General features: G+C 64.3%; 10 protein-coding genes and 2 riboswitches. Of the genes, 1 reads left to right on the forward strand and 9 read right to left on the reverse strand.

Annotated features, from left to right (window positions below):
* Positions 1 to 18: 18 nt before the first annotated feature.
* From QFZ65_RS03420 to QFZ65_RS03460, 9 genes are all read right to left on the reverse strand, one after another.
* Complete coding sequence (locus QFZ65_RS03420) at positions 19 to 474, reverse strand: GAF domain-containing protein (protein WP_306908171.1); 456 nt, start codon at positions 472 to 474, stop codon at positions 19 to 21.
* On the reverse strand, positions 471 to 2,009 hold the full coding sequence (locus QFZ65_RS03425) for a CdaR family transcriptional regulator (protein ID WP_306908172.1): 1,539 nt from the start codon (positions 2,007 to 2,009) through the stop codon (positions 471 to 473). Before QFZ65_RS03425 ends, QFZ65_RS03420 begins: the two co-directional genes overlap by 4 nt.
* The gene (locus QFZ65_RS03430) at positions 2,002 to 3,084 is read right to left on the reverse strand and encodes a DUF917 domain-containing protein (RefSeq protein WP_306908173.1); all 1,083 of its coding nucleotides are present in this window, start codon (positions 3,082 to 3,084) and stop codon (positions 2,002 to 2,004) included. The genes QFZ65_RS03425 and QFZ65_RS03430 overlap by 8 nt, the downstream gene beginning before the upstream one ends.
* Complete coding sequence (locus QFZ65_RS03435) at positions 3,081 to 4,403, reverse strand: methylhydantoinase (protein ID WP_306908174.1); 1,323 nt, start codon at positions 4,401 to 4,403, stop codon at positions 3,081 to 3,083. Before QFZ65_RS03435 ends, QFZ65_RS03430 begins: the two co-directional genes overlap by 4 nt.
* Before the next feature lie 74 nt (positions 4,404 to 4,477).
* Positions 4,478 to 5,461: an ABC transporter permease gene (locus QFZ65_RS03440; RefSeq protein WP_306908175.1), complete on the reverse strand. Its 984-nt coding sequence runs from the start codon at positions 5,459 to 5,461 to the stop codon at positions 4,478 to 4,480.
* Positions 5,462 to 5,469: 8 nt separating this feature from the next.
* Positions 5,470 to 6,993, reverse strand: coding sequence for a sugar ABC transporter ATP-binding protein (locus QFZ65_RS03445; RefSeq protein ID WP_306908176.1), 1,524 nt, complete (start codon positions 6,991 to 6,993; stop codon positions 5,470 to 5,472).
* A 98-nt stretch (positions 6,994 to 7,091) separates the two neighbouring features.
* Positions 7,092 to 8,114 carry a sugar ABC transporter substrate-binding protein gene (locus tag QFZ65_RS03450; protein WP_306908177.1) on the reverse strand — a complete coding sequence of 341 codons (1,023 nt, stop codon included), beginning with the start codon at positions 8,112 to 8,114 and terminating at the stop codon, positions 7,092 to 7,094.
* Between the two features lie 37 nt (positions 8,115 to 8,151).
* Entirely contained in the window at positions 8,152 to 9,825 is a 1,674-nt protein-coding gene (locus QFZ65_RS03455; RefSeq protein ID WP_306908178.1) for a hydantoinase B/oxoprolinase family protein, read from the reverse strand.
* Between the two features lie 10 nt (positions 9,826 to 9,835).
* Positions 9,836 to 11,887: a hydantoinase/oxoprolinase family protein gene (locus QFZ65_RS03460; RefSeq protein ID WP_306908179.1), complete on the reverse strand. Its 2,052-nt coding sequence runs from the start codon at positions 11,885 to 11,887 to the stop codon at positions 9,836 to 9,838.
* Positions 11,888 to 12,280: 393 nt separating this feature from the next.
* A riboswitch (cyclic di-GMP riboswitch) is annotated at positions 12,281 to 12,355 on the forward strand.
* A gap of 346 nt (positions 12,356 to 12,701) precedes the next feature.
* Between QFZ65_RS03460 and QFZ65_RS03465 the strand changes: the two genes are divergently transcribed.
* Positions 12,702 to 13,295, forward strand: coding sequence for a Clp protease N-terminal domain-containing protein (locus tag QFZ65_RS03465; RefSeq protein WP_306908180.1), 594 nt, complete (start codon positions 12,702 to 12,704; stop codon positions 13,293 to 13,295).
* 173 nt (positions 13,296 to 13,468) lie between these two features.
* Positions 13,469 to 13,543, forward strand: a riboswitch (cyclic di-GMP riboswitch).
* Positions 13,544 to 13,782 lie beyond the last annotated feature (239 nt).

The raw sequence follows: 13,782 nt of genomic DNA on the forward strand, positions 1-13,782 counted from the left end.
GCCGTGCCGCGGTTGGCACTAGTTGTTCCCGGCCAGGGCTTCTTCCAGCAGCCGGACCGAGCGCCGCGCGATTGTCATGGCAGCCTCCACCGACTTCTGGTCGTAGCTTCCCTCGGGCCCTAGGAAATTCATTGAACCGATGGTCTCGCCGTTGCTCACCACCGGAACGTTGACGATCGCCCCGCACCCGAGCGACTCAATGGTTGCCGAGTCGAAAAAGAAGGCCCGGACTGCCTCGGTGTCAGCGCCCAGGAACGGCTGCTGTCCTTTGACGACCTGCTCCAGCCATACCGGGTTGGTGTCCCCGGTGAGTGTTTTCCTGCCTCCCACGGGGTAGACCTCGGGGTGGGTGGTGAAGATGCGTGCCATGCTGGTGCCGGCGTCGGCGATGACGGAGGCCGTGAAGAGACGAACGCCCACGGTGTCCTGCGCGGAAGCGTAGACGTCGTCAAAGGAATCAAACTGTGAACTCATGGGGAGTCCTTTCTGGTTTCGATGGTGGGTTTTTGGAAGTTTGGTTTACCGCGGATCGGCCCGCGCAGCACATTGAGGATGAGATGGACGGACAACATCTCCGCCGGGCTGTCGAGCGGGACACCAAGCTCGCGGGCCCGGTTGAGCCTGGCCTGGAGTGTGTTCCGGTGCAGGTCCAGTGCTTTCGCTGCGAGGCTCACAGATCCGTGGTGGTCCAGGAAGGCGGCCACCGCCGCAACAATCACATCCCGGTCGGCGCTGGCCATCAACCGCGGCAGTGCGAGCTCGGCCACGAGCCTGACGGCGTCCGACTCGACGAAAGTCGTGGCCGCCGCCACCCCGAGGTTGGCGAAGGACAGAACCGTGCCCGGCCCCGCTGCCCAAGCGGATTCGGCGGCCAGGCGTGCCTCGCGCACGATGGCTGGAAGTAAGGGCGGGTCCTCGCGCCAGGCTGAGAGTCCGGCAACAAGCCCAAGCTCGGCAAGAGTCTCGGCGAGACGTGTCCTGACCCGGGCTTCCAGCAGTGACGAGACGTCGCGGTTTTCGGCCGGCACGAGTGCAAGCCAGCCGCCGCTGACTTCAGCCAGGGGGCGGCGTGCTGCCACCTTCCGCCATAGCAGGCGCAGCACGGCCGTCAGCTCGGAACGGGGGTCGTTCCCTGCTTGGCTCCGGATCCACAGGGCGACGTACTTATCCTCCGGCCGCCAACCCAGTTGGGTCAGCAGGTGCCGGTGTTCTATTTCGAACGCGCGGCCGGAGGAACCGGGGCCTTGGTCCAGTCCGGCGAGTGCGGCGGTGGGGACAGCGCGCGAGGCCTCGAGGAAGTCGCCCAACAGCCAGGCAGCCCTGACCGCAGGGATGGCGACCTCAAGGATCGAACGGACCAGCTGCAGGTTGTGGACGCCGGATGCGGGAACGCGGGCTGTCAGAGTCGAGCGGACGGCGTTGTTCCCACCGCGTATTTCCACCGCGATGACTTCGGCCGCTTCCCGCAGGGGCATTCCGGCAGAGGCCAAGACAACGCCGTCGTACTCCACCGAGATGCCCACGCCGTCGAGTTCGTTGGAAATGGTTTTAAGTACATCGCCAAGGGAGGTGTCTTTTGCGACCGCGCGCGCGAAGCGGGCCAGTTCCGCGTCAACAACGGACAAGGCGGCACCGATTTCAGCCGCCATTGCCAAAGCGACGCCGGCCGGGTCCTCGTCGGAGGCCAGCAGCGTGATGCCAAGCCGCTCGGCCAGGCCGATGACGGCAGTGGAGTAGGTGCTTTCGGCGACGACGACGGCGCTGGCCCTCCGTTCCCACGCGTGCCGTAGCGCCGCTGATACCAGCCAGCCGCCGGCTCCCATCGCGGGGGAGAGGACGACGACCGTGTTGGGCCGTACGCGCTGGATAGCTTCAAGCTGGGAGACGAGAACGACATTTTCTATCGTCGCGCTTGAGGGCGTGAGATATAGCGGCGTCGTGCCCCGGAGGGACCCGTGGGCCAAAAGCCCTGCAACGTCCAACCGGGTGACGCTTTTCGACCTATGCATGACCCCGCCTTGGGTGCCGGAGGGGAATGCCAAACGCCTTTGGCTCGGTGAGGTCAAGGCCGGCCGGCGAATACCACTGGGCTGCAGCGGGGTATTTGAGGACGTCCACGACGTTGCCCACGCGTAAGTCGTCGGGGCTGGCCACCGTGCCATGCTCGGAGTTCAGCAGCGTCACCATGTCGGGGACGGCCGCCGCTATGGCACCATCGACCAGGACCAGGAGAATCTCATTCTGGATCTCCAGCCGGACGATCTGGCCGGTGCTTTCGTCCTCGAGGGTCACGCTCGACGGCTGTGCCGGTAGCCCGAGGTCCGTGGGCCGGGAGAGGCCTTCGATGTGGCTCACGCGGGCGCGGGCGACGCGCGTGGCACCGAGAAGTTCCGCGAGCATCTGGAACTTTCGCTCGACCGACGTTTCCGCATCCAAGATTTGGCCTATTCGGATCATCCGGCTGACGGACCCGTGGACGCCATGTTCCTTCAGCTGTGCGGCAGTGCAGGGATACATGGCCGTGGCGGCCCAGCCGCCTAGTTCGGTGACGAGTGCGCGCACCAGAGTCTCGGCCCGCTGCGGATTGTTGGCTTCCACGAGAGCGCGTTCTCCCGTAACTCCCGTCATGGCGATCGGGCTGATAGCGACCCCGCCCATGTTGAGGGTTGTTTGGCTGATCAGGGGAAAGACCCGGCCCATCGGGTCGGAGTCGATCACGGGCAGTGAGGACTGCAGCCCGACCATGAGCGGAATGATTCCGTTGATGTTGGCGGCAGCGAGTGGATAAATTGCCCGGACCCTCCTGCCGAGGCCCGCTTCTATGGCACTGATGCAACTAATGAACTCGTCACCGACTGGAGGCATGTCGGCTATGAAGAGGCCCTGCGTCACCATTCCGACTGCCACGACCAAGTCGTCAGGGGCGAGTTCGTCGATGGCGGCGAGCTCCAAGGGCTGGTGCTCCATGGCCCGCAAAATCATGTCCGTGTAGACGTAGATGGCCGTCGGGTCGATGGCGCAGGCCAGAAAGTGCGCTCCTGTCCTGAGGCACCGGACATCGTCCGCCGTGATCCGGGTGCTCATGGTGTGGCACCCCGTGCTCCTGCAGCCAGAAACTGCTCCGCGTCACTTGGGGTCTCCCCACCGGCCGCTTGGACGCGGATCCTGACAATGCCCGGGTTGCCGTAGGGCATTGCAAAGACGTTCGATTCAATGATGCGGGTTTGCCCCGGGTTGGCACCCAGTTGCACCGCCGCCGACTGGGCGTCCTCCTCGGCCCGACGCTGCACGGCTTGGAGGTCGGTGCGTCCGCTGACCGTCTCGAGTCTGTCGATCCAGGAAGTAAGGGGCGCTGCGGCAGAACCTACCAGCGCGACGTCCTCGGCAGCGGGCAGGGTCGCAATAAGCCCGAACGGAGGTGGAGTCTTCTGATCTGCACGAAGATCAGCTACGACTGATGCGACGTCCGGGCGGGTTGGGTGGTTGGGAGTGTAGGAGTCGACAATTGCAGCGTTGCTGGCCAGGCTCGCCTCATACCCTTGCCGGATTAGGCTGTTTGCAGCAGGAAGGCCGCGCCGGGTGTAGCCCACGCTGACACCGGAGTCGGTGCAGAGAATAACTTCGCCGTCGGGGACGCTGGCAAGAGTGGCCGCACCGAGGGTTGCCATGGCCGGTTCCGGCCGGAGCCCGTGAACGGGCATCATTGCCAGCCGCGGAAGGGGGGCCCGGCCGCCGTCGTTCCTGGCGAAGGACAGGGTAGCGGCCGGAAAATGGCGCCGGCCAGCCGCCTCCAGGACTGCCGCCAGCTCTTCGCCCGTCTCCATGAGCGCGCTGTTCAGGATTGCCGTGTAGTCGCGGTCCCGAAATGTGCTGGAAAAGAAATCGCTGGAGATGCTGATCCGCATTTCGCTGTCATTGCTGAGGATGGCGTCAGCAATGCGCGTCTCGTGTTCCCTCGACGCTGTTGATCCGACGGACGTAATGGCGACGTTCCGCACATCCCCGGACACTATGCCGGGAAGCGCCGTGAGGAAGGCCTCGAGGTCCAGGGGAGCCAAAAGCCGGCCGCGCATATCGTGGCCGCCGCAGACATGCACCGTCCGGCTGACCGCCGGTTCGACAAGGGCTGGCAGCCCAGCCACGTGAAACGCATCAGCCGGCGGGCGGGGCGAAATGCGGACAGCGACGACGTCGGCCAGCTTCCGGGCCGCCAGGACGCGTCCGACGTCGGCGGTGATGTCCGTGATGCCGGACCCGAACTCACGGCGGATCCCCGACAGCGCCGAGTCCAGCGCCTCTACCAAGCTGTCGGCGTGGATCTCGCGGGCCGCTGAGACGATGTTCCTGCCGTCCAGCACGAGACTCCGGCATCTGGTTTCCTGCAGCCGCAGTCCTAGCCGCATCCTTCAACTTCCTGCTGCACGGCGCCTACGGGCCGCTGAATCGGTTCCATGTATATAGGGTCCACTATGCCCCGTCATCTGATCGCTTTGCGGAAGAACAATCCGTCGGCGGCGACCGCAACCAGGATGAGGACCCCGGTGACCACCTGCTGGTATGTCGTGTCCCAGTGCAGCAGGTTGAAGCCGTTGCTGATGACCGTCAGGATCATGACTCCCGCGAACGCCCGCCACATTGCGCCCTGTCCGCCGAGGATGCTGGTGCCACCGATCACTACTGCGGCAATGGCCGTGAGTTCCACGCCAATCGCCATGGCCGGCTGCGCCGAACCGGCGCGGGAAGCCAGGATCATGCCGGCCATGGCGGAGCACACCCCGCTTATGGCGAAGACAGCAACGTGGATGGTGCCGGTACGGATACCGCTCAGCCGTGCCGCCTCCAGGTTGCCGCCCACCGCATAAATCCGGCGCCCGAAGGTGGTTCGCCATAAAACGATGCCCAGCACAGCCGTCATGACAAGCATCAGGACTGAGCCCGCGGTGAGGCCGAAGAGGCTGGGCCAGGTCCAAGTCTGGAAGGCAAAAAGCTGCTCGGGCAACGGTGCGACGATTGCGCCGCCCGTGATCACAATGGCCAGCCCACGGTAAATAATGCTGACCGCGAGCGTGCCTATGAACGAGTTGACCTTCGTGCCCACGACAATCAGACCGGTGACGGTTCCCAACGCTGCACCGACCAGCAAGGCCCCGATGAATCCGGCCGCCACACCAAAGTGTTGGGTGATCATGACGCCCGCAATGGCGGAAACGGCCAAAGTGGCCGTCGAGGACAGGTCGAACACACCGCTGATGATGCACAAAGTGGCGGCTGCGGCGAGCAGGCCCACGATGGCCGCCTGGTCGAAGAGATTGATGAAATTGCGGCCCGTGAGGAACGTCCCCGTGTTCAGGGTCAGGAACAGCATGATGGCGATGAGGCCAAAAAGGATCCCGAAGTCCTTGACGTTAATCTTGAATTTTTTCTCTACCGGTTTGGACACGGCAACGGAAGCTGTGGTCATTGGTTCACCTATTTCAGAAAAGCGGAAGTCATGACTTCGTCGCGGGAGGCATCCCGGTCGAATTCGGCGACGATGCGGCCTTGCCTCATGACATGGATACGGTGGGAGAGGCCGATGACTTCCTCCAGTTCGGAGCTCACGACGATAACGGCCGTGCCCTTTGCTGCGAGTTCGACGATCAGGCCGTGGATGAGCGCCTTGGCGGCAATATCGACACCGCGGGTTGGCTCATCCACCATGAGCACCGCCGGAGGGCTGAGCAGCCATTTGGCAAAGAGCGCCTTCTGCTGGTTGCCCCCGGAGAGGTCGGCAATGGGCCCAAGACGCACGCCACGGATATCAACGGACTGGCTGATACTTGAAACCACGGCCTTTTCCCGACCGACCCGGACGAAGCCGAACAACGACCGGTCTGAGAGCGTAGCAAGGGCGATGTTCTCGGGGGCCGGCCGGGACATGACCAGGCCCTGCTCTTTCCGCGACTCCGGCACGAGCGCGATACCGGCCGCGATCGCGTCCCGGATGGAATTGGGCCGGGTACGGCGTCCGTTGATCTCCACGTGGCCGGCGGTGACCCGGTCGGCACCGAAAGCGGCCAACAAAGTCTCACTGCGGCCGCTGCCCACCAGGCCGGCAAGGCCGAGGATTTCCCCGGCTCGTACCGTGAAGGAGACGTCCTCGACCTTCGCGCTGGTCAAGCCGACTGCCTCGAATACCGTCTTGGCGCCGGCCGGGACCGGGGGGATTTCGGGGATGAGGAAGTCGATCTCCCGGCCCACCATCAAGCCGACAAGCGATTCAGGCGTGTGTCCCGCCGCGTCTTCGGTGACGATGTGCCGCCCATCGCGCAGGACCGTCACCCGGTCAACGAGCCCCAGAACCTCTTCCAGGTAGTGGGAAACGAGGATGACGGTGGTGCCGGTGCGGGCCAGGTTCCTGATTACCTGCAGCAGTTGCGCTTTCTCTGCTTCGTTCAGGACGGCCGTTGGCTCGTCCATGCACAGCACCTTGGCTCCGCGGGCCAGGGCTTTAAGGATTTCCACCTGCTGCGCCTGGCCGATGGGCAGGGTCCCCACGATTGCCCGCGGGTCCAGGTCAAAACCTGTCTCCTCCAGCAGCCGGGCAAAGTGGGCGGCGTCCTTCCGGGAACGAAGGAGGCTTCCCGTGTTGGACCACCGGCCAAGAAAGACATTTTCCAGCACTGAGAGCCCTGGAATGAGCGCCAGTTCCTGGGAGATCAAGGAAATTCCGTGGGAGATCGAATCCCGCGGTGTGGTGAACCTGACTGGGCGTCCGTTCAATGACACGGTGCCGGCATCAGCCACGATGGCTCCGCCGAGGATTTTCAGGAGTGTGCTCTTCCCGGCGCCGTTTTCTCCCATGATGCCGTGGATTTCCCCGGGGGCAACGGACAGTGTGACGTCCTGTAAGACGGTGCTGGAACCGTACCGCTTGGCGATTCCGGAGACTGTGATCTCCGGGGCCCTGTCCGCACGGACGTGCTCTGGTGTTTCCAACTGCTCTATAGCCATCGTGACCTCGGGGGGATGGAAGGGGATTCTCGTGCGGGATTTCCCGGGCCGGATCAGGAGTGATCCGGCCCGGGGTCCCATGTTGATGCCCGGCAGGGCTAGTCGGAGTACTTCGAGACGTAGTTGGCGGCGTCCAGCGCCTGCTTGGTTCCCTTGGCCCGGTTCGGGGCCAGGGCCGCCTCGTCCACTGCCGTCTCGACCTGCTGCCCCCGGGCCTTGGCGAGGCCGAGTTCGGTGGCCTTCGCGCCGTTGGCCACGACGTCGCTCACGTAAATGGAGAACCATTTGCCGGACCGGACGGCCTCAACGTTGGATGTGGACGAGCCGTTGCCGATGAACTTAATGTCGCTGCCGCCCGCCGCAGCCGCCGCCCCGGTGATCGCCTGGGACGCGCCGATTACGACGTCGACATCCGGGGTCGCTTGGGAAACGTTCTGGAACGCTTGGCGACCGCTGTCTTGGGTGTAGCCGCCTTCCACACTGGCCACCAGCTTGATCCTGGGGTCCGTGGCCAGCTCCGCCTTCACGGCATCGGTCCGGGCGTTGTCCAGCGGGAGGGACTTGAAGCCCTCCAGGTAGGCGACCTTGCAGGTGTCCCCGGGAACGGTGGCGCAAGCTTCCTTGCCCATCTCGCCCAGGACTTTTCCGTTGCTGGTCGGGAGGTCGACGATGCTGATGGCACCAGGAATCTGCGGCTGGATTGTGTCGAACTTCGGTCCGATGACCGAGAATTCGACAACCACCGTGATGCCGGCCTGTACGGCCTGCTGCAGGGGCGCGATGAGCGCCTGGTTGTCGTTGGCCTGGACCACGATCACCTCGAACTGCTTGGAGGTGACGGCGTCCTGGATCTGCTGGACCTGGGTCTGTGCGTTGAAGTTGGGGTCCACGAACGTGGCGGTGGCGTTGTTGGCCTTCGCCGCCTGCTCGACGCCGAGGAAGGTCCCCTGGGCGAATCCGTTGGACTTGGCGAAACCGAAGAAGCCGACCTTGAGCTGCTTGCTGGCATCGGCAGCGGACGTCGGTCCTGAGGCGGCTTGCGTGGGCGGCGTGCAGGCTGAGGTCAGCAGGGCGAGGCTCGCAAGAGTGATAGCTGTGGCTGATCGCTTGAGGTATTTCACGGGCAATCCTTTTTGTTGGGTATCTGGCGGCGGGTGCTTAGTATCCGTAGTGCGTCCTGGCAAAGTCCTCGGTGATGAAACCGTTGACGATGTCGTAGGCGATGTCCTCGCGGGAGCGCTTGGAGACATCTCCGAAGCCGCCACCGCCTCCGACGGCGAGGCGAACTATGTCGCCGGCCTTGACCTTCCGGGCATTGGCCTTCAAGGTGCGGACTTCGTCGCTGCGGCCGGGGTTGATGACAACTTCGGGGCCCTGAGCATCCGAACCGCCGAAGAGGCCCCATGCCGGGGTCTTTGACCTTTCGAACCAGAGCCCGACGACGCAGTCGGCCAGGAACTCGTATTCACGCACTACGCCGTTGCCGCCGCGCCACTGGCCGGGGCCACCCGAGTTGGGGCGGATGGAGTATTCGTTGATGCGGAGCGGGTAGCGGGTTTCCATCATCTCGATGGGCAGGTCCTTTAGGGAGCCGTTGACGTTGTTGATCATGGCGGACTCGCCGTCGGTGCCCTGCCAGGCGCCCCAGCCGCCGAGGGTGGCCTCCATGCTGACGAAGTTCCGGCCGAAGCGGGGGTCGAAGCCGGCCGCCGTGATGATCATCGAGTCACCGTGGCTGGCGCTTGCAACGCGTTCGGGCATGGCAGGGGCCATGGCCTTGGAAACGAGGTCGATCAACAGGCCAAGGTGGGAAAAGTACCACTGGCAGGGTGCCGGTGCGACCGCTCCAAGAACGGAGCCGGAGCGCACCTGCGTGGTCATTGGCCGGAAGGATCCGCCGTTGGAGTTCGAGTCCGGGCTGATCAGCAGCTTGTAGCCCACCCGCAGGGCCGAGACGGCCTGGGCTGCGCCGCAGTTGACGGGTCCCATGGTCTGGTCCGCCGATTCGGTGACGTCGAAGTCGACGGTGTCGCCGTCGACGGTGATCCTCAGTTTGATCGGAATGGGGGATTCCAGGTTGATCCCGTCGTTGTCCAGCACGCCCTCGGCTTCGTAGACGCCGTCGGGGATGGCACGGACGGTTTCGCGCTCGATTTCTTCGGTCTGGCGGAAGATTTCGTCACGCGCCGCGTCCAATTGCTCCATGCCGTATCGGCCCACGAGCTCCTTCATGCGGGTGGTCCCCATCCGAAGGGCGGCGATCATCGCGTGCATGTCTCCGATGGTCTGGTAGGGGAAACGCACATTGGTGCGGATCAGGTCCACGACGGACGTTTCGACCCCGGCCTCCATAAGCTTGACCGGGCCCATTCGGAAGCCTTCCTGGAAGATGTCGGTGGCATCCATGGAGCCGCCTACGTCCTTGGATCCCATGTCCATCCAGTGCGCGCGGGTAGCGGCGAAGCCGACTACCGCGCCGGCGTCGAAAATCGGCGCGAAAATGGTGACGTCGTTCAGGTGGGTTCCGCCCAAGTAGGAATCATTGAGGATCCATACGTCGCCCTCCTTCCAGACCTCCCGGCCGTAAAGCTCCTCCACCGCAATGGAGCAGGTTTCCAGGTTGCCCAGGAACAGCGGCAGGCCGGCGGACTGGCCGAGCACCCGGTGCTCGGTGTCCAGGAGGGCCACCACACAGTCCCCGCCTTCGTAGAGGATGGGGGAATAAGCCGAGCGGATCAGGGTGGCGTTCATATCATCCGCAGCGCTGGTGAGCGCGTTGCGGATGATTTCCACGGTCACGGGATCAAGGGTTTTGACTGCTTCGATTGTCATGATCGGTACCTCAGTTTTCTTCGACGTCTTGGGTGCGGATGACCAGTGAGCCGAATTCGTCGACGGCGACGTCGAACCCTGGCGGCACCACGGTCGTGGCGGTCTGCTCCACGATGATGGCGGGACCTTCGAACTTGTGGCCCGCGGCCAGATCGTCCCGGCGGACCACCGTGGTGTCGTGTTCGACGTGGTCGAAGACCACGCGGCGGATTTCGTGCTTGAATTCGGAGCTCTCCGCCGGGGCGAAGAGCGGCGCTTCCAGCCGGCCAAGGTCCCCGACGGCCTGAGTCCGGAGCGCGACGATCTCGATGGGCGCGCCGAGGTTGGAGTGACCGTAGCGCTCGTGGTACATGGTCGAGAAGCGGACCGCGAGGTTGGCGACAAAGTCGGGGGACTCCGGTTCGTCGGCAGAGGTCAGCGGTACATTCAGCGAGAATTCCTGCGACTGGTAACGGACGTCTACAGAGGCGGTGGTGCGGCGGCTTTCCTCCGGAACACCTTCCGAGACCAACGAGCTCAGGCCTTCGACTTCCATGGACCGCAGGACGCTGGCCATGTCCGCCGGATCGATGTCCTCGTCAAGGTAGAAATACGGTTCGGAAAAGTCCTTGCGGATGTTGGTTTGCAGCATCCCCCAGGCCGAGAAGGCGCCGGGGAACCGGGGAACGACGGTTTCTGGGATGCCCAGTTCCTTCGCAAGAAAAACAGCGTGCATTGGGCCGGCGCCGCCAAAGGCCACAAGGGCGAAGTCGCGGGGTTCGATACCGCGGGAGATGGTGATGGTGCGGATGGCCTGCGCCATCTGGGAGTTGGCCACATCGCAGATGCCTTCCGCCATGGCGATGGGGTCCAGGCCCAGCTGGTCGCCAACCGTCTTCAGTGCGGTGATGGCCGCCTCCCGGTCCAAAGCGACCTGGCCACCGGCAAACCAGTCCGGGTCGACACGGCCCAGCACGAGGTTGGCGTCGGTGACGGTGGGCTCGGTGCCGCCGCGGCCGTAGCAGGCCGGTCCCGGCGTCGCTCCGGCCGAGCGCGGACCGACACGGAGCCCGCCGGCTTCGAGCCAGGCCACCGAGCCGCCGCCAGCGCCCACGGTGTGGATGTTGACGACGCTCATGAGCATCGGCAGGCCTTCAAGGTGCGCCTCCGTGGAGACGTCGGGCTTGCCGTCAACCACTAGGGAGACGTCGAAGGAGGTCCCCCCCATATCCACGCCGATGAGGTTACGGTTGCCGGAGACGCCAGCCAGTTCGACGTCACCCATTGCGCCGCCGACGGGACCGGAGAGCAGAGTCTGCAGCGGCCGCTTGCGGGCCGATTCGGCTGTGAGGACGCCGCCGGAGGACTGCATGATGTGCAGCGGGGCTTCAACGCCGCGGTCCGCTAGTTTCTCTTCCAGATCCAGGAGGTAATTGCGGACCACCGGGCCGGTGTAGGCCTCGACGACGGCCGACGAGGTGCGCTCGTATTCGCGCCATTCCTTAGCCGCTTCGTGCGACAGGGAGACGGTAAAGTCGTCACCCAGTTCCTCGAGCAGGATTTCGCGGGCGCGGAGTTCGTGCGTGGGATTCTTGTAGCTGAAGAGGAAGGCGACGGCAACGGCGCCGTACCCCTCGTCCACTGCGCGGCGCGCCGCCTGCCGGACGGCCACCTCATCGAGGGGGCGGATTTCGTGGCCCTGACCGTCAAGCCGACCTCCGACGCCGATAACATCTTTGCGCTCAACCAGCGGCTCCGGCTTGCGGTACTGGGCGTTGTAAAGCTCGAGGCGGGGGCCGCGGGCAATGTGGTAGGTATCCTCAACTCCGGCGGTAGCCAGCAGTAGCACAGGCACACCGCGGCGTTCCAGGAAGGCGTTCAAGCCTTGGGTCGTGCCGTGGACCAGGAACTCGATGTCGGACAGGTCCGTGACAATCGATTCGAGTCCGGCGATGACACCGGCGCTCAGGTTGCCCGGCGTGGTGGACGCCTTGGTCGCCTCATAGGTTCCGGACTGCTGGTCGTACGCCACGATGTCCGTGAACGTTCCTCCAATGTCCATCGACACCCTGTAGTTCGGCATGTGTATCTCCTCATAGCTCTGCTGGACACGCTGTGTGGAAAATCACGCTATAGATGGGGCACTGCCCGCTCGTGTGCCCTTTGCACAATCCGGCCTGACAGGGGAGTGCAATGTGCACGCGAGTGCTCCAGTTGCCACGAGTTTTGGGGACGTTTTTCAGTCCGAAACACCGAGTGGCAGGGGACGAACGATTGACTTGACAGTCCGAGGCCTGGTCATCCATTAGCCCGCATACCACCCTTGGCGGAAGCAGAAGCCGCGGATACCAGCAGGCAAGGCTCAGGCCAGGCACACCCCTGGAGAGCTTCACTTAGCATTCAATACATGCAGCCGAGCGGGTGGCGGATGCGCTGCCGCGTTCTTGCTAACATGGCCCTCCAATGGGCGTCCGCTCATCGATAAAGGCAAACCCGGCGCGAGCCGGGGACGCAAAGCCACGGGACCCACGAGGTCAGCCGGGCCGCCGAACAGCAAAGGTCTTTCCCATGCACCTGATAATCCCGTTCGCCCTCCCATAGGTCAGGCCCGGCCGAGTTCGAATGCAGGCAGATCCCGTTCGGACCGACACCGGCGATACCACGCGTGCCGGTCCCGGTGACGCCGGCGCCCCAGCCGCACGCGGACTGACCGGGCAAGCCCGGCATGGCGGTGGGGACGCGTCTCCTATCCCCGTGGCTCCCCACGACTCCAGCGTGCCCAAGACCACCCTCGCGCATCCATCCCCTCCGGCCTTGCTTCGGCCCTGCGGGCAATGACGCCTGCCCTGTTCCCGCGCGACCGAAGCTGGCAACACATGACGAGAAAAGACCGTTCAATGTTTCAAACTGAATCCCGAATTACTTGCCCTTTCCGCCGACTGTTCTCGCGGATCCGGCCGCCACGTCCTTCCCCTTCCCCCGTCCTGCCGGACGTAAAACCTAGCCTCCTTGAGCGACTGACCCCCGGAGCGCTGAAGAGCCTGTCCGTCGCCCAGGAGGAGGCAAAGTCGCTGGGCCACCGTCACATAGGAACGGAGCACCTCCTGCTGGCTTTGACGAAGGACCCGGAGTTCACTGCGTACAGCGTCCTGGAGCAGTTGGGAGCCGTTCCCTCCACGGTCCGGGCCCAAGTGCTCCAAGTCCTCGAAACGGGACCGGGACCGGGACCGGGGCCGGGTCTGGAGTCTGAGGCGCTGGCCCTGACGCCGAGAGCCCGTCTCGCGCTCGAACTGGCCCACCGGGCTTCGATCCGCATCAATGTTCCCGAAACCGGCACGGAACACTTACTGATCGGGCTGGCGGGGGAGAGTGAAGGCATAGGCGCCAAGACGCTGGGGAAATTCAGCATCTCCGCAAAGGACGCGGAGCATCAGGTCACTACCAATCTGGACCGCGGAAACGCCCGGCATCCGAGGGACCAGAACGGCTGAACGCCGGCCGGGTTGCTGGGACGCTTCCCGAGGATTGACCCGGCTGAAGACTTCCGCGGCCCCTTCGAGCTTGCAAAACCGCCTGTTACTGGTGGGGCCTATGTAAATCAGAGTGCCGAAGGAGACCGTTGAACATTAAACTTGCTAGAGTGGCGCTTGGCTCAGCATCCGCTAGTCGATAAAGGCAAACCCGGTGCAAGCCGGGGACGCAAAGCCACGGGACCCACGCGGTCAGCCGGGCCGCCGAACAGCAAAGGTCCCTCTCGTGCTCCCGATTCCCCTCAGCGCCCTCCTCCCCTAGCCTGGGCACGCGGCCTCAGCATCTGGCATTTCACCCCACCGGGCTATCGGCCGCCCCGCGGTTCTTGGGAGCCACTTCTGCGAGATCGCCCGGGATCAGGATCATCGTCCAGCCCGGTCCGGCGTCAGAATGCAGTGCAGCGCGCATAGCCCGGCCACGTGAAGGTGCTGCATGAGGCCAATCGCC

It is taken from the genome of Arthrobacter sp. B3I9 (assembly GCF_030816935.1).
Taxonomy (GTDB): Bacteria; Actinomycetota; Actinomycetes; order Actinomycetales; family Micrococcaceae; genus Arthrobacter.

Excerpts from the sequence above, each read along its gene's own strand:
- QFZ65_RS03420 (WP_306908171.1), bottom strand. The coding sequence starts at position 474 with ATGAGTTCACAGTTTGATTCCTTTGACGACGTCTACGCTTCCGCGCAG.
- QFZ65_RS03425 (WP_306908172.1), bottom strand. The coding sequence starts at position 2,009 with ATGCATAGGTCGAAAAGCGTCACCCGGTTGGACGTTGCAGGGCTTTTG.
- QFZ65_RS03430 (WP_306908173.1), bottom strand. The coding sequence starts at position 3,084 with ATGAGCACCCGGATCACGGCGGACGATGTCCGGTGCCTCAGGACAGGA.
- QFZ65_RS03435 (WP_306908174.1), bottom strand. The coding sequence starts at position 4,403 with ATGCGGCTAGGACTGCGGCTGCAGGAAACCAGATGCCGGAGTCTCGTG.
- QFZ65_RS03440 (WP_306908175.1), bottom strand. The coding sequence starts at position 5,461 with ATGACCACAGCTTCCGTTGCCGTGTCCAAACCGGTAGAGAAAAAATTC.
- QFZ65_RS03445 (WP_306908176.1), bottom strand. The coding sequence starts at position 6,993 with ATGGCTATAGAGCAGTTGGAAACACCAGAGCACGTCCGTGCGGACAGG.
- QFZ65_RS03455 (WP_306908178.1), bottom strand. The coding sequence starts at position 9,825 with ATGACAATCGAAGCAGTCAAAACCCTTGATCCCGTGACCGTGGAAATC.
- QFZ65_RS03460 (WP_306908179.1), bottom strand. The coding sequence starts at position 11,887 with ATGCCGAACTACAGGGTGTCGATGGACATTGGAGGAACGTTCACGGAC.
- QFZ65_RS03465 (WP_306908180.1), top strand. The coding sequence starts at position 12,702 with ATGTTTCAAACTGAATCCCGAATTACTTGCCCTTTCCGCCGACTGTTC.